Origin of the sequence: Pseudomonas caspiana, from assembly GCF_002158995.1 — a bacterium.
In the GTDB taxonomy this organism is placed as follows: Bacteria; Pseudomonadota; Gammaproteobacteria; order Pseudomonadales; family Pseudomonadaceae; genus Aquipseudomonas; species Aquipseudomonas caspiana.
On sequence record NZ_LOHF01000007.1, the window covers coordinates 79,214 to 100,114 of the forward strand.

The 20,901-nt window shown below is 54.5% G+C and carries 24 protein-coding genes, 1 other RNA gene and 2 pseudogenes; 20 read left to right on the forward strand and 7 right to left on the reverse strand.

Annotated elements, in window-relative coordinates:
- The first annotated feature begins 135 nt into the window (after nucleotides 1-135).
- From AUC60_RS10645 to AUC60_RS10685, 9 genes and pseudogenes are all read left to right on the forward strand, one after another.
- Entirely contained in the window at nucleotides 136-420 is a 285-nt protein-coding gene (locus AUC60_RS10645; RefSeq protein ID WP_087266522.1) for a hypothetical protein, read from the forward strand.
- A 110-nt stretch (nucleotides 421-530) separates the two neighbouring features.
- Nucleotides 531-919, forward strand: a transfer-messenger RNA (tmRNA) gene (gene ssrA / locus AUC60_RS10650).
- Between the two features lie 257 nt (nucleotides 920-1,176).
- Nucleotides 1,177-1,983, forward strand: a complete 807-nt coding sequence (locus AUC60_RS10655) for a hypothetical protein (RefSeq protein WP_087266524.1) — start codon at nucleotides 1,177-1,179, stop codon at nucleotides 1,981-1,983.
- Nucleotides 1,967-2,374 (forward strand): hypothetical protein, encoded by a 408-nt coding sequence (locus AUC60_RS10660; protein WP_087266526.1) that lies wholly within the window; start codon nucleotides 1,967-1,969, stop codon nucleotides 2,372-2,374. The genes AUC60_RS10655 and AUC60_RS10660 overlap by 17 nt, the downstream gene beginning before the upstream one ends.
- Before the next feature lie 401 nt (nucleotides 2,375-2,775).
- Complete coding sequence (locus tag AUC60_RS10665; protein WP_087266528.1) at nucleotides 2,776-3,531, forward strand: hypothetical protein; 756 nt, start codon at nucleotides 2,776-2,778, stop codon at nucleotides 3,529-3,531.
- Between the two features lie 253 nt (nucleotides 3,532-3,784).
- Nucleotides 3,785-4,339 (forward strand): annotated as a pseudogene (locus tag AUC60_RS10670) (site-specific integrase); the annotation flags it as partial.
- 28 nt (nucleotides 4,340-4,367) lie between these two features.
- Nucleotides 4,368-5,543, forward strand: coding sequence for a M48 family metalloprotease (locus AUC60_RS10675; protein ID WP_087266530.1), 1,176 nt, complete (start codon nucleotides 4,368-4,370; stop codon nucleotides 5,541-5,543).
- Between the two features lie 590 nt (nucleotides 5,544-6,133).
- On the forward strand, nucleotides 6,134-6,460 hold the full coding sequence (locus AUC60_RS10680) for a hypothetical protein (RefSeq protein ID WP_087266532.1): 327 nt from the start codon (nucleotides 6,134-6,136) through the stop codon (nucleotides 6,458-6,460).
- A gap of 491 nt (nucleotides 6,461-6,951) precedes the next feature.
- Nucleotides 6,952-7,338, forward strand: coding sequence for a hypothetical protein (locus AUC60_RS10685; protein WP_087266534.1), 387 nt, complete (start codon nucleotides 6,952-6,954; stop codon nucleotides 7,336-7,338).
- A gap of 96 nt (nucleotides 7,339-7,434) precedes the next feature.
- On the opposite strand, the pseudogene AUC60_RS10690 reads toward AUC60_RS10685, so the two are convergent.
- Together AUC60_RS10690 and AUC60_RS10695 are read right to left on the reverse strand one after the other, a co-directional pair.
- Nucleotides 7,435-7,747, reverse strand: a pseudogene (locus tag AUC60_RS10690) (helix-turn-helix transcriptional regulator); the annotation flags it as partial.
- A 105-nt stretch (nucleotides 7,748-7,852) separates the two neighbouring features.
- Entirely contained in the window at nucleotides 7,853-8,155 is a 303-nt protein-coding gene (locus AUC60_RS10695) for a hypothetical protein (protein WP_087266774.1), read from the reverse strand.
- A gap of 321 nt (nucleotides 8,156-8,476) precedes the next feature.
- Here AUC60_RS10695 and AUC60_RS10700 point away from each other — a divergent pair, with 321 nt between their 5' ends.
- On the forward strand, nucleotides 8,477-8,767 hold the full coding sequence (locus AUC60_RS10700; RefSeq protein ID WP_087266535.1) for a hypothetical protein: 291 nt from the start codon (nucleotides 8,477-8,479) through the stop codon (nucleotides 8,765-8,767).
- Nucleotides 8,768-8,963: 196 nt separating this feature from the next.
- Here the strand turns inward: AUC60_RS10700 and AUC60_RS10710 are convergent, their stop codons facing one another.
- On the reverse strand, nucleotides 8,964-10,163 hold the full coding sequence (locus AUC60_RS10710; protein ID WP_087266539.1) for an MFS transporter: 1,200 nt from the start codon (nucleotides 10,161-10,163) through the stop codon (nucleotides 8,964-8,966).
- 581 nt (nucleotides 10,164-10,744) lie between these two features.
- Here AUC60_RS10710 and AUC60_RS10715 point away from each other — a divergent pair.
- The 3 genes from AUC60_RS10715 to AUC60_RS10725 all read left to right on the forward strand — a co-directional run bounded on the left by AUC60_RS10715 (nucleotide 10,745) and on the right by AUC60_RS10725 (nucleotide 13,132).
- A complete protein-coding gene (locus AUC60_RS10715; protein ID WP_202973070.1) occupies nucleotides 10,745-12,091 on the forward strand; it encodes an LLM class flavin-dependent oxidoreductase in 1,347 nt (448 codons plus the stop codon).
- 137 nt (nucleotides 12,092-12,228) lie between these two features.
- Nucleotides 12,229-12,717: a nuclear transport factor 2 family protein gene (locus tag AUC60_RS10720; RefSeq protein WP_087266781.1), complete on the forward strand. Its 489-nt coding sequence runs from the start codon at nucleotides 12,229-12,231 to the stop codon at nucleotides 12,715-12,717.
- Nucleotides 12,718-12,883: 166 nt separating this feature from the next.
- Nucleotides 12,884-13,132: a hypothetical protein gene (locus tag AUC60_RS10725; protein WP_087266540.1), complete on the forward strand. Its 249-nt coding sequence runs from the start codon at nucleotides 12,884-12,886 to the stop codon at nucleotides 13,130-13,132.
- A 190-nt stretch (nucleotides 13,133-13,322) separates the two neighbouring features.
- Here AUC60_RS10725 and AUC60_RS10730 read toward each other — a convergent pair whose 3' ends face one another.
- The 3 genes from AUC60_RS10730 to AUC60_RS10740 all read right to left on the reverse strand — a co-directional run bounded on the left by AUC60_RS10730 (nucleotide 13,323) and on the right by AUC60_RS10740 (nucleotide 14,500).
- The gene (locus AUC60_RS10730) at nucleotides 13,323-13,871 is read right to left on the reverse strand and encodes a hypothetical protein (RefSeq protein ID WP_087266542.1); all 549 of its coding nucleotides are present in this window, start codon (nucleotides 13,869-13,871) and stop codon (nucleotides 13,323-13,325) included.
- 83 nt (nucleotides 13,872-13,954) lie between these two features.
- Complete coding sequence (locus AUC60_RS10735) at nucleotides 13,955-14,137, reverse strand: DUF1289 domain-containing protein (RefSeq protein WP_027901417.1); 183 nt, start codon at nucleotides 14,135-14,137, stop codon at nucleotides 13,955-13,957.
- A 3-nt stretch (nucleotides 14,138-14,140) separates the two neighbouring features.
- On the reverse strand, nucleotides 14,141-14,500 hold the full coding sequence (locus AUC60_RS10740; protein WP_087266544.1) for a hypothetical protein: 360 nt from the start codon (nucleotides 14,498-14,500) through the stop codon (nucleotides 14,141-14,143).
- Nucleotides 14,501-14,873: 373 nt separating this feature from the next.
- On the opposite strand from AUC60_RS10740, the gene AUC60_RS10745 reads away from it, so the two are divergent.
- From AUC60_RS10745 to AUC60_RS10770, 7 genes are all read left to right on the forward strand, one after another.
- The gene (locus tag AUC60_RS10745) at nucleotides 14,874-15,125 is read left to right on the forward strand and encodes a DUF6124 family protein (protein ID WP_087266546.1); all 252 of its coding nucleotides are present in this window, start codon (nucleotides 14,874-14,876) and stop codon (nucleotides 15,123-15,125) included.
- The gene (locus tag AUC60_RS27845; protein WP_158099109.1) at nucleotides 15,113-15,259 is read left to right on the forward strand and encodes a hypothetical protein; all 147 of its coding nucleotides are present in this window, start codon (nucleotides 15,113-15,115) and stop codon (nucleotides 15,257-15,259) included. The genes AUC60_RS10745 and AUC60_RS27845 overlap by 13 nt, the downstream gene beginning before the upstream one ends.
- A gap of 367 nt (nucleotides 15,260-15,626) precedes the next feature.
- Nucleotides 15,627-16,436, forward strand: coding sequence for an AraC family transcriptional regulator (locus AUC60_RS10750; RefSeq protein ID WP_087266548.1), 810 nt, complete (start codon nucleotides 15,627-15,629; stop codon nucleotides 16,434-16,436).
- Nucleotides 16,437-16,526: 90 nt separating this feature from the next.
- Nucleotides 16,527-16,913: a cupin domain-containing protein gene (locus AUC60_RS10755; RefSeq protein WP_087266550.1), complete on the forward strand. Its 387-nt coding sequence runs from the start codon at nucleotides 16,527-16,529 to the stop codon at nucleotides 16,911-16,913.
- Nucleotides 16,914-17,212: 299 nt separating this feature from the next.
- Nucleotides 17,213-18,463, forward strand: a complete 1,251-nt coding sequence (locus AUC60_RS10760; RefSeq protein WP_087266552.1) for a 2-aminoadipate transaminase — start codon at nucleotides 17,213-17,215, stop codon at nucleotides 18,461-18,463.
- A 207-nt stretch (nucleotides 18,464-18,670) separates the two neighbouring features.
- On the forward strand, nucleotides 18,671-20,071 hold the full coding sequence (gene hglS / locus AUC60_RS10765; protein ID WP_087266554.1) for a 2-oxoadipate dioxygenase/decarboxylase HglS: 1,401 nt from the start codon (nucleotides 18,671-18,673) through the stop codon (nucleotides 20,069-20,071).
- 265 nt (nucleotides 20,072-20,336) lie between these two features.
- The gene (locus tag AUC60_RS10770; RefSeq protein WP_087266556.1) at nucleotides 20,337-20,681 is read left to right on the forward strand and encodes a hypothetical protein; all 345 of its coding nucleotides are present in this window, start codon (nucleotides 20,337-20,339) and stop codon (nucleotides 20,679-20,681) included.
- Here the strand turns inward: AUC60_RS10770 and AUC60_RS10775 are convergent, their stop codons facing one another.
- A complete protein-coding gene (locus AUC60_RS10775) occupies nucleotides 20,682-20,888 on the reverse strand; it encodes a DUF6434 domain-containing protein (protein ID WP_087266558.1) in 207 nt (68 codons plus the stop codon).
- Nucleotides 20,889-20,901 lie beyond the last annotated feature (13 nt).

Sequence of the window (20,901 nt, forward strand, 5' to 3'; positions counted from 1 at the left end):
AATAGAACCCCTGCGTTTGTGAACAGTCAGTTCCTGTAAGCCCGCCAATTCTGTAGTCGGGCTTACTCACAGACCTCGGCTACAGGCCTCATCGACCGGCCACACCGAGTCCACAGGCTTAAAAGGAGATACACAATGAAGCGCACAGCACTCACTGGATTGTTCCTCACCGCCGCCCTGTTGGGTTCCCCGGCATTTGCCGCCGATGACCTTTGCGGTGCCAACCTGCAGACTCTGAAGGATGCGCACACTTCGTCCGCTACCAACCTGTCGGCTGACACTAAAGCTGAAATCGAAAAAACCGAAGAAGCCGCCATGAAAGCCCAAAAAGCTGGCGACGATAAAACCTGCATCGAGCTGACTACTCAGACCATCACCAAGCTGAAAAATACCGGCTCGGGCAGCGAAGGCGCCAAGTAATCCGCGCTACGGCCAGCCCCACAGCTGGCCGAAAACCGGATGCGTCAGAAGGTCGACGCGAGAGACTCATTGGAGTACACTCCGCGACCTGACTGCGAAAGCAGTCACCTGGGGCCGATTAGGATTCGACGCCGGTGATGAAACTTTAGGTGCATGCCGACTTGGTAACAGAAGTCGTAAATCCACTGTTGCAACTTTCTATAGTTGCCAATGACGATAACTACGGTGCTCAACTAGCTGCGTAAGCAGCCTAGCCCGCACTTCTGGTAGCTTCGGCTCCAGCAATCATCAGGGGATGTCTGTAAACCCGAAGTGATTGTCATATAGAACAGAATCGCCGTGCAGTACGCTGTGGACGAATCGGCTAAAACTTACACAGCTCGCCCAAAGCACCCTGCCCGTCGGGTCGCTGAGGGTTAACTTAATAGACACGGCTAAGCATGTAGGACCGACAGCGGAGTACTGGCGGACGGGGGTTCAAATCCCCCCGGCTCCACCAAACAAGCATTACAAATCAAGCACTTAGCGTTTACCGCGAGTGCTTTTTTTGTGCCTTTCGGAGCTGTTTTGGCTCAGGAATTCCAGCTTTATGACAGCCTCGCCGTACCTAGAGGCAGCATGGGCGCAGTGGGTGCATATCCAGCATTGCATTGGACGATCATTGTGAGTAACTTCGCCACAACGGAGGTCATGCTCCAGTAGGCGGACATGGCATGCGGAGCGATGACGCTCTGCGATTAAGTCAGGAGCAAATACATGGCGGTTGCCAAAACGATTGCGGATTCCGTTCTCGGGGAACTCAACAGTTTTTCGTCGCGTCACATGGTTCCTGATCCTTTCACCACAGCTCGGCTGAGACGTGAGATTGCCAAGCTCGAGAATGTCGACGTTCCTGCATCGCTGCTTTGCGAAGCAATACTTTTAACTCTGGAAAAGAAATACGAAGATGTTGTTTCTACTTTTGAAACAATATTTGAAATGCTTCCGGAAGAAGCAGATATGCATGAGAATTTTGGAAACTCTCTGGCGCGACTTGGAAGAGTTGCAGACGCTCATGATGCATACTTGAACGCGTTAAAGTATTCCAATGAGCCAACCTCTATTCTTATGGAGTTAGCTGCAACCACCTTAGTTACTTTCGGCACTGATGAGTTCATGGACGCTTTGAATAATAGCGCAGAGAAATCTGACACTGCTAAGATACTTAATAGTGAGTTTGTATCAGAGGCTATTAAGCTCCATGGTTTATTTGAAGAACTTGAGGTTTCCCCATCTGCTGCTAAATCTGTTTACAGGTCGGCTGAGAAGGTATGCCTAGCGTTTGACAAGAAAATAAACTCCGGCAGATTTATGAGCTTGTCCTCTTACGGGGGAGCAAGGGTTGCGTTTTACGCAGGGATTGTAGGCACAGCAGAGATTATTGCTGACATGAACTTCGCTCTGGCGGACCAGCTTATAGACGATGAGCAAGGAGATCTGCTTAGCATGATGTCGTTTGTTTACATTCCGGCGAATCAGGAGAGTTTAGTAGATATGGAATCTCAACATGCCTATTTCCAATAATTGCTTCCAAGATTGGTCCTTGGCTGCCATTTTGTCTTCAGAATTGACGGAAATTGATTGTCGCAACATTGTTAGTCGATCCTACTACAGCGCATATCATGCCACGCTGTGTTTTGCTGAAGATGAGCTGAACATCCCCATCAGCAGCACCAAAGGTTCAACCCACAAAAAGCTTGCTGACATGCTGATTGCTTTTATTTGCGACGATAAAGATAAGCAGAAGGGGGTACGCCGACTAGGCGCACGTATCGGCGCTCTACATACACTTAGAGTCAGAGCCGATTACCTTCTGGACGATACTATTTCGGAGATTGATGCTCAATCCATCGTAAGAAATACCGGGCAGATGATCGAATCAATTTCCTCGCTCGGCCAGGTTAGCGCGGCTTAAGGAAAAGCACTGTAAGCTCGTCAATCCTCTGCAAGATATGCGCGAGGGCAGTCATGGCACATGAGAAGATGCGACGTCCCGGCTTCAGCGCCTGCTTGACCTTCGTAGCTATGGCCTCCCTACGTTAATGTAGCAGTATGAGATTGAGAGGTCTGAAAACCACGGCTGCAAAGAGCTGGCCCAAACACTGTCTAAAACTCTGCAAGCATTTACGCCCGGTTCGACCAATGAATCTGACGAAGGCTGAGATAGTTTAAACATCGGTTTAAATGGCAATCAGTGATGATTATGCAATGCGTAAAGCATGTGTGAAGATCACAGTCTCGACGCTAAGCCGGTCGGTTGCACCGTGACCGGTATCTAAAAAATTATCAGGCCCATGCACATGGCAAGGATGTCAGATGACGCGCGCGTACGATAAAACCGAACACCTATCTAGGGCTTCCAGCCTTCTTCTCAACGACGATCTTTCATCGCTGCGGTATGCATGCCTCGAAATGAGATACTTTCTTGAAGCTCACGTTTACGAGCGTCTACTCAGTGGCGCAGATGAAATTCCTAAATCTATCTTTCAGAGGTGGGAGCCGAACAAAGCAATGAAAATGCTTTCCATGTTTGATGAGCTTTCAGATATGGATTTGCAAGTCACGATCTCGGAGCAGGATGGCAGCAACCCTATAAATATTAAATACAACAACATCAAAAACCGAGAACTAAGTAGATACTACAACACACTAGGAAGTTTTTTGCACTTACCGCAGCCCGCGAAAATTAAAGACTTTACGATCGCCAAAGCTAAGATCCTTAAAATTCATACCGCACTGAGCAGGCTACTGGATGGTAATTTAATTATAATTAAAACAGCATATGAAAACTTTGAATGTGAGAAATGCGGAGCAACGATCCTCTACACCCAAAAATTCGTCGAAAATCATGACCGCATACACTGTCAAGATACGAACTGCAATACGCTACACTTCATAGAGCATGAGGCAGGAAGGGTAAAATTTGGAGCGAGAATTCTCGTCCCCTGCTCAGGCTGCAATCTTGATATGAGCGTCTTTTATTCAGATCTGGAGTTTGAAGCAGAGATCCATTGCGAAAACTGTCCAAGATCCTACGTGGTCCGCCCAACGCTGCAGATCACAGGTGAATAGCAACCCTTGCTGCGCTGAGTTGTATCCCTCTATCTGTTCGACACTACAGCACATCGTTGAAAAAGACGTGATTACCCAGCTTCAGCGTCTGCTTGCCTCAATGGTAACACTTTGCGAATCCCGAACTGAGCAGCCTTTACCGTGGAGTTTTGGGCCACGCCTGCTGCCAAGTATGTGCGCAATTCTCACTGGTCATGCTGTGATCACTGATAACCATATGAACCGCACCCATCTGGGCGCCCTCTCCGGCTAGGCGCGCAACATGATGCAGTTCGCACTGTGGACAGGCTTGCGCACCAGCGAGCTCGTAGCCTTGGACTGGGGCGACATCGACTGGCTGCGCGAACAGGTGATGGTGAGCCGCGCTATGACCCAGGCAGCGAAGGGTCAGGCCGAGGCGACAAAGACCGCAGCGGGCCGCCGAGCAGTGAAGTTGCTATGGCCCGCGATGGAAGCCCTTAGAGCACAGAAGGCGCATACGTTTATGGCGGATGCCGAGGTGTTCCAGAACCCTCGCACGCTCGAGCGGTGGGCGGGCGATGGTCCGATCCGGAAGACGATGTGGGTTCCCGCGATGAAGAAGGCGGGCGTCCGGTATCGTAGGCCGTATCAGACTCGACACACCTACGCCTCAATGATGCTATCCGCTGGTGAGCACCCAATGTGGGTCGCTAAGCAGATGGGCCATAGCGACTGGACAATGATCACCAGGGTATATGGACGATGGATGCCTTCGGCGGATACATTGGCAGGCGAAAAAGCTGAGAGTCTCTGGATTTCAGATCCATCTCGGAAACAGATGACTTGAAGCCCGATAATTACTATGGAAGAAGATCATGTTGCAACTAGGCGAGGATGGACTTCCACTCTACTATACTGAAGAATTAAAGCGCGAAATAGAAAAGCGAACAATGCAAGGGCTCGCACCAAACAAACAGGAAGAGCTGCATAGTTATGCGCCTTTTTTAAAAAGCTTGCTAGATCAAATTGTAGGCACCACCGAAAAATATCTGTACGACAAAAGACGTATAAATATTGCTTATGCAGTACTACGTAGTAATAGCTTAGACGCTTTCTCCTACAGCTCCGACAAAAACCTTGGGGAGCACTTTGACTTTATTGGAATATCCGAAGGAAAAATTAGCAGGACTATAGATATATTCACAACAATACTTAGTTCCAAGGACTCGTTCTTTGGATACGGGAATACTGACCTCGAACGAGACGATTTACCCCCTCTTTTGCTCATGCCCCGAGAAGATAACAGCGAGCCTTACACCAGACCTAAATGTGCGCTAAGGCGGGAAGCTGCAATGACTTTCGCGATGACTGCCACACAGTTTGTTCTCCTTCACGAAATAACGCATCTGATGCACGGCCATCTTGAATGGCATCGTGAAATCAAGGGATCAACAGCTATAGTTGACGGCCTCGGAGCGAATCGGGCCGTTTCAGATACGGATGGAATGCTGTATCAAGCTTTGGAGCTAGACGCAGATCAAGGAGCGTTAATCATTCTGTCTGAGATGATAACCTCCGCGTCCGCTAACCTTCACCAAATGAGAAATGAAGTTAGTGAAGTTTACTATCAAGGACAAGAGATGTGCTTAGGGACGACTGAGCGGGCCATTAGGACAGTTCTATACTCCATATACATATTAATGAGGTCTGAATACCCAGGGCCTTGGACCGAACGAGACTTCAAAAAATCGTCCCACCCTCACCCACTTTTAAGGGCACGCCTTCTGGTTTTAAAGCTATCCGAAATAATCCCTAGGCTAGTTGAGCGCCCTATGAGTTCAGAAGGGCTAATTACGTTTATGTGGGCGATAGTTTTAGAGGCGGAGCAAGATCTTGCGCGAGCCACTGGACGTGATAAGGACATAGTCACATTTGCCGAGTCACTTAGGTCTAAGGCTGCGGGTGAGCATTTGGACGAGGCAACAAGAGCGTACCAAAGCCTAAGACCGTTTCTCGCCGAGAACTCCCGATGCACCCACTTACCGAATTGACAGCAAAATTACAGCTCCAGCCCTGTAAGCCCCGGCCTACGTAGCTTGGATGCGGGTTCAAATCCCCCGCCCCCACCAAATCCAGCAGTACAAAAAAGTAACTCGCGGTGACCTAGGTGTTTTTTTATGGCCGTTGATTGGTTGAGTCGCCATTACCTTCGGCGTTCTTTCCCATAAATCACCAGATAACTGCCCTGCCGTATCGAGCCACGCCACGAGGTCCAAGCGGATCACGCTCCCATCAACAACGATCCCAACACCCAAAACTGGTGCTCCTAAAGGTCGACTGTCAGGCGCTCATGCCCGGCAACACATCCAGCCTTCAACCTCACGAATAAATATATATAAATACCGCCTTCGCCTTTTGCCGGAACTCTAATCTGCGCGCCGTCGTTGCCAAATCAACGACTGGATTTGACGATCCGTTCAACATAGGTGAAGCAGCTGCCACTGTTATGGTGGCTGTGCGTGGAAGGCCTCACGGCCTGCCGGGTTGTTCCTATGTTCCGGTTCGTCAATCCACGCACAGCTACCGCCCTGATCGTTTGACGACGGTCGCGGCGGCCGAACATAACATAGGAGCTTCCACAATGAGCCACAGCCCCCCACTCCCCCGCTACATTCCTCTCTCCCAACCAGGCCAGGACAAATCCGTTTTTCTACTGGACTCGGAAGCGCCATTGAAAGATCTGCAAGCCTGCGCGGAGCTGCGGGTCAGTCTTGTGACGCGCTTCCTCGATACGCTGATCAATATGAAGCCCACCGACGCGGACGAGAACGATCTGGTGGCCATCGCCAGTACCGCTCACCTGTTGATGCTGGAAGCGTGCGATGTGCATCGGGTGATTGAGAAACGTCTTTGGGCATCCGGCGAGGCGGCATTCAGCGGTTGTGAGCCTGAACGGCAGTCAGCGTGATCATGCGTTTACAGTAATGCACCTGATTGAAATGGCGCGAGGCAAGATTGACGAGGCTTCGAGACTCAGCGCGCCCAGCCAGAGCGCTGCGTAAATTCCGGCTAAACAGCTTCCGCTAGAGAGGGCTGTCCAGGTCGACGGACGCTATGGGCAGCTCTCAGCTATTCCAGCGTTTTGAGGTCGCCGGAATAACCATCAGCACCGCCCGAACATCAAATCACCAAGGCGGATGGCAAACAGTGTTCCTCTTCAACTTAGAGTGTTTTTGCACGTCACAAAATAGTACACGTGTACTATTTTTTTGGGCTGTGGACGGGGCGTATAACGCCTTTACCAAATGATTGATCCAAAAATCTGAATGCGATGACACATTCTAAAAATCGCCAAACAAACAGGGATTTTTCATTCAGGTTAACACTTGAAAAATCGGAATAACGAGGCGCTAACGACACGCCTGCCGTTTTAATAAATATGGTTAATGGAGTCAGGGCATGAAGCTATTGGGTGTCGTGTTGATGGGCGTCATGCTCTCCGGGTGTACAAACTCTCCGCTGGGGAATCTGCTGTACAACCAGCGGTTTCAGACGACCGAGGATGTACTGGCCTCATGGGTGGGGTCCTCGGCAGATGACCTGGTCATGTCATGGGGAACGCCCAAAAACAGCTATAAGATGGCAGATGGTTCCAGCATGCTGTCTTATGAATATCTGTGGCTTGCAGGCGCCGGTGGATATAACCCAAGGTATGTCTGGTGCGTTCAAAGGTTTCTTGTAGAGGGTGGCGTCATTACTCGATGGGGCTTGTCAGACGGCTGTCCGGTAAGGCCTAAAGATGCCAAGTCGATCCCTGACACCCCAGTGCCCAAGCCGACACTTTAATTGCGCTCGCTCCGCGCCAACTCAATGCGCTGCCGAGAAAAACCAATCGCTAATCTGTTTTCAAAGCAGGTCTTGCTGTTGATAGCCAACCTCCCTTTACGCCCTCGTCGGAGTGCCGATCGCCTGTCGTATCTCCCTTACGTCCCGCGCAGGCGACGTGCCGAATTGCCGTGAATACTCCGCGGCTAAACTGCGATGCGCTTTCATAACCCACAGCAAACGCCACGTCAGACGCGCGGTGCCCACCGGCCAGCAGAAGCTGGCGGGCTTCCTGCAATCTGAGTTGTTTCTGGTATCGCAGGGGCTGAGGCAGGTCATGGACAGGAAGCCTGCGATGCAGACTTGCGCGGCTCATGCCGCTGGCATCGCACCACGCGTCGATGCGAAGTTGGACGTTGTAGTTATCGCGGGTCCCGCCGGGCATTTCGTTGACCCCAGAAGCCTGCGGGCTGACAGGCATTGGTCCTCCAGAACCAAAAAACCCGCATGAGCGGGTTTTATTAGCCGAGCAGAATCACTTATCCAGTTGCGCTTGAGCCTCGAGCTCTTGATCAATGCATCCGCCCAATATCTGGTAGCTGCCGCCCACCGATTTCGCTACCTGGTCACAGTACTTCAGTATCTTTGGCGAAGCGTTCTTCGCGGGGATCTCCGCCTTGGCATCTGCTTCCAGATCACGACAGCCGAGCTCAATCTGGGCACTGCCGCCGACTGACTCCGACACCTTTGCACAGTATTTTTTAATGTCGTAATCGGCCGCTTGAGAGAGAAAAGGCAAGCAGCTAAGGCACAAGATCAGGGACGCTTTGCGATACACGATGGGAATCCTTTCGTTAGTGAAACCAGACAGTGCCATCATTCGGCATGGCTTATCAATCAACTGCTTACAACCTCACAGAAAAATGCGGTATGCGAGCAATTCTCATCGACGCACAGACCGAATCGCGGGCAAGCGCGCTCCTACAGATTCCCGTTTGCTGCACGTGCAGTAGATATCGATGAACTGCGGTGTCGCCGAACAGTGCTCCCTTAACGTCAGGCGGGAAACAATGCCCTCCTTACGCGGGCTACCTGCCGTGGGTGGCCAACCCTTGAGTAACCTCTGTTAGGCTTAGCCCGACTTCACAAGGAATGGCGAATGAAATCCCGCTTTAAAACTTTGGCCGTCTTGCTGTCGGTCGTGCTTGCCGGATGCGATGAGCGACCTGAAATGTCCTGCCCCGATAACGGTGAGCAGTTCTGGCTGCAATCACTTGATGCTTATTTTATGCGGCATCCTGAGATGGTGAAGACAACACCGTATGAGCTACAGCCAGGGGCATCGTATGACTCCAGAACGAACTGGTGGATCGTCCCGTTCGACATCGGGCAAAAGAGGCTTCAGGCGTTAATGAGCTGTGATGGTCACCTGGAGATCAGCGGGCGCTAGGTCACGAGAACAGGTTATTAATTGCCCCTTGGGCTTACCTGCGCCTCACACACCTGACTCCCAGGCCGCTCACAAAAACCGCAGCAAATGCCCATCCGGATCAGCCACCACAAACTGCCGATTGCCGCTCTCCTCTGTGCCCACCCAATACGAGCGATCCTCCAACGGCAGGAACAATCCGATTTCGTGCCCGGCGCTATGACGGTCCACCGTCGTTGCTTGCCCCCTCTTCATGCAACTGAATCCGCCTGACAACCGGTGCGCCCGCGGCGACGATCAGGGCGATGAACCAGAACACGGCGCTTACACCGATGAGCGCGCCGAATGATCCCGCGACCATCGGTATCAGGAAGCCCGAGGCATTGATGGCGGTCATTCGGATACCCAAGGCTTCTCCATGTCGGGCTGGGGGTGTCACTTGCATCAGCAGGCTGATGATCATCGGTTGCACGCCGCCCAGCGCTGCGCCGAGCACGACGGAGCAGGCGATCATTTGAGACGGTAGCTCGGCAAATGGGTAGGCGATAAAAACGCTGACGGTGATGACGAACGACGTGGTGATGATTTGCTTTTCGCTAAAGCGGCTCGCGATCAGGGGCAGCACCAAACGTATCAGCCCGGTCGCCAGGGCAAACGCGCCGAGGACGACGCCGATGGTTGAAGCGTCAATCCCCCGCTCAAAGCCAAGCACAGGGACGAGAAACGAGTGAATGTCCCAGATACACGACAACAGCCAGTTAATGAACAGGATGTAGCGAAAGTTGGTCGAGCGCAGCAGCGCCCATGCTCGTGTAGGGATGGCGCTGGAGTCGCGGGGCTCAACGGGAAGCTCACGTACAAAAAAGAGCAGCCCCCACGTCACCAGAGGCAGGCAGCCCAGCACGGCAAAACAGATGCGAAAGGACAACAGATCGCCAGACGCCTGGGTGGCATGATCAATGATCAAACCCGCCGAGTACGGGCCAATGAAGCTTGAAATCGAGGGTGATATGGCTAACCAGCTGAAGAATTGTCGCCTTTGAATGATCGAGTTCGCTGCACGGCCTATGTGGCGTTGCAGCACGATCTGCGTCACGCCGGAGGCTGCACCGACCACCATGGCAGCCACACACAGCAATGCGATACTCGGGAACAGTGTTAACGCTGCCAACGCTAGCACTGCTGCAAATATCGCGTAGGTCATTGGCCGCTTGAAGCCTTGCCGGTCTGAGTATTTGCCGACCGGAATGGCCATGAACACTTGGCTCAGCGCAAACAGTGCGACAAGAGCACCCACTGCACCCGCGCTGTAACCCAGCGAAAGGGTAAACAGGGGAGCCGCCAGTCGCAGCGCACTCATGGCCGTCAGTAGAAATACCTGAGCAAATATCAGCTGCAATAATTCTTTTCGCGACATGAACGACTTCTTTTCACTGGCTCACGTTCCAAGCAAACCAATGCTTGAGAGCGAAAGAAGAATATGGCTTTTGAGGTGCAACAGACGCCACATGGCAGAAGTCGCATCGCAAGAATATAGAGAGGAGCAATAAACTGTTACAGCGGCTACCGATGTTATCCATCCTGCTGCGATCTTGCCAGCGGCCGAGTCGGCGGCCTGGATGTTTGGTCGATCAAGCGTCGAGAGAGGTCGTCGCGCCGCACCATCAACAGGCTCCTTGTGAGTTCGATAGCGTGCTGCCTGAAGCACCGCCATCGCGGCATCGCGATGCTAGTGCGCTTCTACAGAATTGTTTCGGTTCAGGCTGCGGCGTTGAGTCCGGCAGCGCCACTTAATAAAATATAGTGATTTTATCAACAATGATAAATAACAATAATTCATAATTAGCTTATTCCAAAAAAACCTTTCACTCCCCTTCCCCATCTCGCTACCGTCACCCACAAACCGCCCCCCATTTCTGGTGGAGGACATCCCGCAGGCAGCGAGCAGCTCGGGTCAAGTCACTCAACTGTCGGTAATCCCTAGCCCTTGAGGTCACTATGAGTCGTCAAATGCATCTGGCGTTGTTCGTCAGTCATGCCGGATCACACCTGGCCGGGTGGCGTCTGCCTCAGGCGGCAACAGGCAATGCGCTGGACATCCGCTACTACCAGCGTCTGGCTGAACAGGCCGAAGCCGCCAGACTGGACCTGTTGTTTGTGGCCGACAAGCTGGCGCTGGATGACATTCATGGCGGGTCTTTCGAGGCTGCGGTCACTTGGCGGGCTAACGGCTCGCCGGAGCCACTGGCGCTGTTATCGGCGCTCAGTGTGCTGACTCAGCGCATCGGTCTCGGTGCGACGGTTTCGACGACCTATCAGCAACCGTTCCACGTCGCCCGACAGTTCGCCACGCTCGACCACTTCAGCGGCGGTCGGGCGGCGTGGAATGCGGTGACGTCGGTTAACGACGGCGAGGCGCGTAATTTTGGTCTGGACCAGCATCTGGGCCATGCCGAGCGCTACACCAAGGCGAGTGAGTTTCTGGATGTGGTGCGCGGCCTTTGGGACACCTGGGAAGACGACGCGATACTGGCCGACAAGGCCAGCGGGCAATATGCCGACGCCACCCGCCTGCATTACGCGGATCATCAGGGCGACTGGTTCAAGGTGCGCGGCCCGTTGAACCTGCCGCGTCCGCCACAAGGCCATCCGGTGTTGATTCAGGCCGGGGTCTCGTCAGCGTTTCAATCGTTGGCGGCGCGCAATGCCGAGGTGATCTTTCCGGTCCAGTCGACGCTGGAAAAAGGCAAAGCTTTTTACGCGACGTTTAAACAGCAAGTGGTCGAGCTGGGCAGACAGCCGGGTGACGTCAAGATTCTTCCGGGCTTGTACCCGGTGATTGCTGACAGCGATGAGCAAGCCAGGGACCTGGCGGCCGAGCTGGATGAGTTGATTCTGCCCATCGCCGGGCTGGCCTTTATGTCTGCAAGCATGAATTACGATCTGGCGCAGCATGATCCAAAGGCGCCCGTGCCGGACATTCGCGAGCACATTCGTGGCAGCAAGGGCCGTTTTGATACGGTGATTGGCAACGCCATCGAAGCGGGTTGGAGCCTGGAACAACTCGGCCGCTGGTACGCCTCCAGTCTGGGCTTCGCCAAGATGGTGGGTTCGCCGAAAACCGTGGCCGACCAAATGGAGCAATGGCTGCTTGAAGACGCAGCCGACGGCTTCGTGGTGATGCCGCCATATATGCCGGGCGGTGCTGAAGACTTCCTCAACAAAGTGGTGCCCGAGTTGCAACGCCGCGGGCTGTTTCGCCGTGAGTACGAAGGCACGACCTTGCGTGATCATCTTGGGTTGCGTACGCCGCAGTCGAAACACACAGGCAAAAGCCCAGCCTGATCCGGTTTCATGAGTCCCGGCAGCATCAGGCAATGTCTGGACAGTATCGGGCTACGTCGCCCGCTCACCCGCGGGTTAGGTTCTTCTCAACAAGAATGCTGATAACCGCAACGAGGTGAATGATCATGGTTGCATTGATGAAAACGGTTTTTCGATTTCAGATTGCTGCTCTACTTACTGTGCTTTTGGCGAGTGCAGCATGGGCGACGGACAAAGCCGCTGCGCATTCAAACGCCGAGTTGGTGCGCCAATCGTTTGTTAACTGGCAGCAGGGTAAGGGCACGACCTTCGACCTCTTGGCGCCAGACGCTGAATGGACGGTCGCGGGCTCCAGCCCGGTCTCTGGCATTTATAAAGGCAAACAGGACTTGCTGGAACGGGCCGTCAAACCCATCAGCGCCCGACTTGCCACGCCTATCAAACCGACCGTGCTGAGTATTGTTGGCGAAGGCGATGTGGTGGTTGTGCTGTGGAACGGTGAAGCGACGGCACTGGATCAGCAGCCGTACCGCAATAGTTACCTGTGGCACCTGACGTTCAAAGATGGGCAGATCACAGAGGCGAAGGCTTTTCTGGATACGTATGTGTTGAATGATTTGATAGAGCGGGTGAAGCCGAAGGCTTGAAGGCCAACTGATCGAACGCTATCGCGAGCAAGCTCACTCCTACAGATCTTGCTCTTCATGCGTCCCAAACATTACGTCGCTTTTTCTATCCCCTTCCCGCCTGTTTTGGCCCACTATGGTCGGCTTACTAACCACCCTCGACCCGGTCGATGGTTCGGAGCGCGTAATGCCACAAGAAAGGCTGGACCTGTTAAGGCTGCCAAAGCCTATTCGTGGGCCAATTGACAAGCTGCTTCGCTCTCTGGAGGCCGCCAGTACTCGTGAGGATATTGAAAGCGAGGGCGAGCTGCAGATTGCTTTTATCCTTGGGCTGGAAACGGCCAAGCGGCTGAGGCCGAGTGATGTTGAAGCGTTGTACATGATTTTTGATGATGCGGTGCAGGCACGGCTTGAGGCGTTTGAGCCACAGAAGTAGGTGATGGCCACAACGAGGTCGCTTCTGCGCCCCACTGCAGCGTGCAATCAACACCCTCTATCCCTGAATTGAAGTGCTTTCCCCTGTAGGAGCGCGCTTGCCCGCGATTCGGTATGGCAGTCGATAAATACATCGCCTGTGCCGACGCCATCGCGGGCAAGCGCGCTCCTGCACGTCAGAAGTCGGCCTGTTACTTCACCAACTCAATCTTCTTCACAAACACCAACTTCTCATCTTCCGCAGGCCCGGCGATGCGGTCTTTGTTAGGTTCGCTCGCCACGGTAACTTTGACGTTTCTGCCCACGATATTGGGCAGCAAGGTCGCCTCCCCTTCGTCTTCCGCGATAAACCACGAACCGCATTTGCCATCGCAATAAGCCGTGAACCGACGGCCGTCGTTGAGCAGCACGGTGACGGTGTGGTCCTCGATCCCGCTGCCGGAAATCAAAGCGCCCTGGAAGGTTTCAGGTTTTGTGAGGGTGAATGTGCAGAAGTCCGGCGCGCTGGCGTCGTCGCTCAACATGCCGCAGCCGCGCTCGACTTCGCTGTTGATCATTTCGCAGCTATTAGCGGCGTTGCAAGGCGGCCGGGTGGCGGGCGATACGCTGATGCATTGCTTCACGAGTAAGGCCGAGCGTTTGTCGCCGATGGCTTCAGCGCAGGATTTATCAGCGGCGTTCGCCTGAAAGGCTCCGAGCACACTGAACAGACACAAGAACATCAGGCTTTTTGTTTTCATGATTTTTCCTGGCGACGAGTCGGGTGTAGATTTTACGAAGTATTGCAGAGGCAGCAGCTTTCACACAGCCTGACTGCGGGCGCTTAGCCTTTCTTCTTGTTCAGGCTTTTCAAGCGTTGACTGGCACGCTGCACGGCGGCCATTTTTTCGGGTCGGTTCATGCGACGCCATTTGCGGATGTCCTCTTTGTTGCGGCCACAACTGACGCATAAGTCGCCGCTCAACTGGCAAACAGAGGTACAGGGATTTTCGATGTCCTTGGCCATGTCTCAGCCCCGGGCCAGGCGTTGTTGCCAGTTACCGCCGTTGGCGCGCTGACATTGCTCTTCGCTGTCGAATTGCACCCGTTTGCTCACATCGGCAACCACGATATCTGCGTCTTCCAATGCGTGGGCAGTCAGCTCAACCATGCGTTCACGCTGGCCGCTGGCGAGGGCCTGATCCTTTTGCGCTTGCGTATCGAAGATCCACACCACGCGCAGGCTGGCAGGGAATTGCGCGTAATCCACTTCATGGGTCAACCAGGAGAAGCCGACGATTTCTGCTTTTGCGGTTTCGCACGCCTCGGTCAGGGTAGACGCCAGACGACGTTCGATGCGGGCCTGATCGCGTTTGCTTAACGGCGGCATGGCGGGGTCCTTGGGTGATTGGCGATAAGACGGCAATCATACGTTACCTAGACGCGTCATCCATAAACCCTAGCCCTTGTAGGATCGGTCTCAATTTCCGCCAACGCCGTGCGCTGGGTTGTTTGCGGGAAAGCGGTTCTCTAACCTCCCGCCCGTCGCTGCACATCAGTGACCGGGTTTAGTCGCCTGATTCACAGAAAATCTCAAGCATCCCGCTACAGGCATCTACTAGCCTTTGTAATGGCGGCTGTATGCGGGGCACTTTCGAGTGCGCCGATTTTCTGTGATCGGTCGACTAACCCTCATACAGCTGCCACCCCTTCATGAACCATGAAGGTCGCAGCTACCGGATACGCATAAGGAGAGCAACACGGTGAATAACAACAAACCCGAATTTTGCACCCTCAACCGCTTCTTCTCCGTCCGCACGGACATCAGCCCTGAAGACGTCCTCGCCCAAACCTCCGACCTGCTGCGCTGCGCCACCAGTACCGCCTACGAAGCCGCCGACAACCTGCGCGGTTCGCAACGCGATCACGCCATGTCGGTGATGCATCTGGTGGAAATGGCACAGGCCATGGTGGATGGGTTGCTGGATCGCAAGCAGGCTGAATGCTTGAACTGAATCAACAAACGCCCACGGATGATGTGGGGGCAGCGGCATTTTTAAACGGCAGGGGTTCGCTGCCATTCACGGCCGGTGTGTATTACAACCGCGCGCAATACAAGCTCGATGAAAGCGCGATGAATTTGGCGTGAAGGCAGATCTGGCGTTTTGATCTAAACACCAGAGCCCTGAAGGCACTCTATTCGCGGTCAAGCTCTTGGCTGGCGCTATTTCTGTAGGGTTGTCGGAGGTTACGACGGCGTCGATAGCGGTCCTTCTGGCATACCGCGATTGCAGCCTTCGTCAGTTCCTACAGACCTTACGTTCCAGATACGTGTTGTTTCTATAGGAGTGAGCTTGCTCGCGATTTGACTTTTTCGTCGACAAATCATCGCCCGAGCTGACGCTATCGCGAGCAAGCTCACGCCTACAAACTCCCGACGACCAGCATTTACCTGCACCTTCTCCCCTGTTTTTTAGCTATCGTGTGCCCATCGTGACGAACGGGTGCAACCCTCCATGACCACACAAAACAAACGCGACTGGCTGGTACGTGCGCCGCAGTCGCGGAAGATGGAACGGATCGAGGCTTACTTCGGCGGGCACGGTTACACGCCGCACCGTCATGACACTTACGCCATCGGGCGCACGCTGGCAGGGGTGCAGAGTTTTCATTACCGCAACGACTACTGTCACAGTCTGGCGGGCGGCACCATGGTCTTGCATCCGGATGAAGTGCATGACGGACAAGCCGGTACCGATGCAGGCTTTCATTACCGAATGTTCTACATCGAGCCATCGCTGATTCAAGAGGTGCTGGGCGGTAAATCTTTGCCTTTCGTTGTGGGCGGCTTGTCCAGCGATCCGCGTTTGTTTGCGGCAACCAGTGCTTTGCTGCAAAGCATGGATAACGCGCTCGACCCGTTTGAGGAAGAGGACGCCATTTACGACCTGGCCCAGGCGCTGGATGTCGCCGCGGGTAATAAGCGCGGACGGCGGGCGCTGGATTATGCGGCGGCAGAACGGGCGCGAATTTACATCCATGACACGCTGAATGAGGTCATCACCCTGGACGATCTGGTGCTGGCCAGCGGGCGTGATCGCTGGAGTTTGTCCCGGGATTTTCGTGCGCTGTATGGCACCAGCCCTTACCGCTACATCACACAACGTCGGTTGGCCGAAGTGAGGCGTTTGTTGGTGGCGGGCCAGCCGCTCAGTGATGCCGCCTTAGCGTGTGGTTTCTTCGATCAGAGCCACATGACGCGCCAACACAGTCAGGCATTCGGCATCTCGCCCGCACGCTGGCTAAAGATGCAAGGCCGAATCTGACACCGCGCCCCGAAGCTGCACGATCATGCAATACCGGTTAATTATTGCTCGCTAAGGTTGACCCATCTCGATCAACCGTGAGCACTGACCATGACCAGTACCTGTTCTGCCCCGCCTTACTCCTCGATTAATTTCGCCGCCAAATATGCGCTGTTCAATGAGCAATGGACGCCAAAAGTCGTGGCCGAAATGAACGACTATCAGTTCAAAGTGGTGAAGATCCAGGGCGACTTCATCTGGCACTCCCATATCGATACTGACGAGACTTTCATCATTCTCGAAGGCGAACTGCGCATCGATTTTCGCGATGGTTTCGTTACCGTCGCAGCCGGTGAAATGTATGTCGTCGGCAAGGGCGTCGAACACAAACCCTACGCAGAACATGAGGTGAAGCTGCTGCTGATCGAGCCGCGCGGGGTGTTGAATACCGGGCACGAGGAGAGTGAGCGGACGGCGGTTAATGATGTGTGGATTTGATTTAGATCGCTGACAAAGCGCGTAATCGTCCATCGTCCGGATGCGGCCCAGCCCCCGCCTCTCTCCAACAGGTAAGGTGATCATCTGTAGGAGTGAGCTTGCTCGCGATAGCGTCCTGCCTGGGAGTAGTTTTCTGAATGGAAAAACGCATCGCGAGCAAGCTCACTCCTACAGACGCGGGCGTCAATCATCAGCACGTCCCGAATTATTGGAATGACGCCGCGAGTTTATTTCGCTTGTGGGCGGTTGGCCTTACTCGCTTATATAGGGGCCATCTCTCTCGACAGAAAAAACGGATCATGAGTCGCGAAAACATCAGTCAATCCATCCCTCATGTTCATCCGCTGACGTTGTCCCACGGCAGAAACGCCGAAGTGTGGGACACCGACAACAAGCGCTATATCGATTTTGTCGGTGGTATTGGTGTGCTCAATCTGGGGCATACCAACCCCCAGGTGGTGGCAGCGATTCAGGATCAGGCCACGAAACTCACGCATTACTGCTTCAACGCAGTGCCTCACGAACCTTACGTCAAGTTCATGGACAAACTGGAGCAGTTCGTCCCGGTGTCGTATCCACTCAGCGGCATGCTCACTAATAGCGGTGCAGAAGCAGCGGAAAATGCGCTGAAAATCGTCCGAGGTGCCACGGGTAAAACAGCGGTGATCGCCTTTGATGGCGGATTTCATGGCCGCACGCTGGCCACCTTGAACCTCAATGGCAAAGTCGCACCGTACAAGCAGAAAGTCGGGGTGTTGCCGGGGCCGGTGTTTCATATTCCGTACCCGAGCAAAGATAACGGCTTGACCACCGAGCAAGCGCTCAAGGCCATGGACCGGCTGTTCAGCGTCGAAATTGATGTGAACGACGTTGCCTGTTTTATCTTTGAAGCGGTTCAGGGTGAAGGCGGTTTTCTGGCCATGGAGCCTGACTTCGCGCAGGCGCTGCGCAGGTTCTGCGATGACAAAGGCATTGTGCTGATTGCCGATGAAATCCAGTCAGGCTTTGGCCGCACCGGTCAGCGCTTCGCGTTCAGCCGACTGGGCATCGAGCCGGATCTGATCCTGCTGGGCAAGAGCATCGCGGGCGGCATTCCGATGGGTGCCGTGGTGGGTCGCAGAGCATTGATGGACACGCTGCCCAAAGGCGGCCTTGGCGGCACGTATTCCGGCAACCCGATTGCCTGCGCGGCGGGTATCGCCAGCCTCGACCAGTTGAATGATGCGAACCTGTCGGCTTGGGGTGAGATGCAGGAAAGCATGATCGTCAGCCGTTACGACACGTGGCAGGCCAACAAACTGTCGCCTTATCTGGGCCGGCTGACAGGTGTCGGCGCCATGCGCGGGATCGAGCTGGTCACCGCTGACGGCGCGCCCGGTACGCAGCAATTAGCGCAGTTGCTGGAGGCTGCTCGCAATGCCGGACTGTTGCTGATGCCGAGTGGCAAGTCGCGGCACATCATCCGCCTGCTGGCGCCGCTGACGATTGAGCCAGAAGTGTTGCGCGAGGGGCTGGATATTTTTGAGCGGTGTCTGGCGGAGTTGGAATAATCATCCATTTCTACAGACTGCATGAGCAGCTGTGGGAGCGAAACTTGCCCGCGATTCAGGCAACCCGGTGCGTCAGGTAAACCGAGGTGCCTGAATCGCGAGCAAGCTCAGCTCCCACATAGATGGCATTACAGCCCCGGCAGCCGTGGATTACGTCGTCGATGAAGGCGAACGACGCCTAATGCGAATAACAGGAGAATCACCGCAATGACAGCTTCAAGCTTCGCAAACCGTGACCAGATCCGCGCGCGTTTTTCCCGGGCAATGTCGGACATGTACAAGACCGAGGTGCCGCTGTACGGCACGCTGATGGAGCTGGTCGCGGAAACCAACGACGGCGTGCTGGCGAACAATTCGCAGGTCGCGCAAAGCTTGAAACAGACCGGTGAGATACAGCGCCTGGACATGGAGCGCCATGGCGCAATCCGGGTCGGTACTGCCGCTGAGCTGGCAACATTGAGTCGGTTATTTGCCGTCATGGGCATGGAGCCAGTGGGTTATTACGACCTGACGCCTGCGGGGGTACCGGTGCATTCCACGGCTTTTCGCGCCGTGCATGAACACGCCCTGCAAGTCAGCCCGTTTCGGGTGTTCACATCATTGCTGCGGCTGGAACTCATCGACAATCCCGAGCTGCGCGCCTTCGCCAGCCAGGTGTTAAGCAAACGCAAAATCTTCACCCCACGAGCCCTTGAGCTGATTGAAAAATCCGAACTGGACGGCGGCCTGACCGAAGCCGACGCGCAGGACTTCGTCGCGCAAGCGCTGGAAACCTTTCGCTGGCACAGCACCGCCACGGTGAGCCTGGACCAATACAAACAACTCAACGCTCAGCATCGCCTGATCGCCGACGTGGTGGCGTTTCATGGCCCGCACATCAATCACCTGACCCCGCGCACGCTGGACATCGATACCGTACAGGAAGGCATGCCGAAAAAAGGCATCACGCCCAAAGCTGTGGTCGAGGGGCCGCCGCGCCGCAACTGCCCTATTCTGTTGCGTCAGACCAGTTTCAAAGCGCTGGAAGAACCCATCACTTTCATCGGCCAGTCAGCCAACGAAGCAGGCAGCCACTCGGCGCGCTTCGGTGAAATCGAACAGCGTGGCGCGGCACTGACGCCCAAAGGCCGCGAGCTGTACGACCAGTTGCTGAACGAGGCACGCGACGCGTTGGGTGAATTCCCCAACGAGGGCAATGCCGTGCGTTACGCCGAATTGCTCGGGCAAACCTTCAACGCATTCCCGGACAGCTACGAGCAGATGCGCAATCAGGATCTGGCTTACTTCCGTTACTTTGCCACTGAGCAAGGTATTGCGGCGGGCGCAGGCATTCAGCAGAGCGCGGACCTTGAGCAGTTGATCAAGGCGGGCTATGTGCACTTCGAACCGCTGGTCTATGAAGACTTTTTGCCCGTGAGTGCGGCGGGGATTTTCCAGTCCAACCTGGGCGATGACGCGCAGTCCCATTACGGCACCAACTCCAATCAACAGGATTTCGAGCGCGCACTGGGCCGCAGCACCATCAACGAACTCAAGCTCTACGCCGACACCCAACGCCGCTCGCTGCTGGAATGTTCGCAAGCGCTGGGTATCGCGCCGCTGGCTTGATCCGTACACGTCACCCTGTTTCCCCGTTTCCCCGTTGCCCTGTAGGAGCTGACGAGCAGCGCGAGGCTGCGATAGCGATCTGTCTGATACTCCGCCATCGCAGCCTCGCGCTGCTCGTCAGCTCCTACAGAAATAGGGGGCCAATCTGGAAGATGCCGTTTGTTTGATGAGGGAAACGTTACCGATCAGAGAGTGATGTGGTGTCTGACGACCTATCCTTGCTCAAGCGTTCCCCCGTCTGCTGTGTCAGCAAAGGTGACGAAACATGAGCAAGTTATGGAAGCGGTATCTGGATCTGCTGGACCACGATCTGAATACCAAGGTTTTCGACAATGTCAAAAACCTGCTGGTCTGTGCGCTGCTGTTTGCCGCTGGCAGCAACGCCTTGAACGGCAATCACCAGATTTTCATGGGGTTGTGGGGTTCGCAGATGACGGGGCTGGGGCTCATTGTGGTCTCCGCCGTGCTCATGCTAATGAACATCAGCGACGGCCTGCACCGGCTGGCCAAGCTGCGCTATCACGCCCTGTTGCAAGTGTTCTTTTGCCTGCTGTATTTGATCGTGGCAGTACGGGTGGTGGAAATCGTTTGGAGCTTTCGGGCTGACTGATCAAGCCTGTCGACGTCGCCACTCATCAGCGACATCGCCCATGGTCTTGGGGATTTCGTTGCGTATCCAGGCCATGAAATCACGGTCGAATTTGAAGCCCGCCCCGCACTGTTCAAGCATGAAGCGTCGAACGTTCTGCGTGTTCTTGTAGGTCTCGTCTACAGGGGTGGCGCGGGTGATGGAGTTGCTGTGCCAGTCGGTGGGCATGGGAAAAATCCTT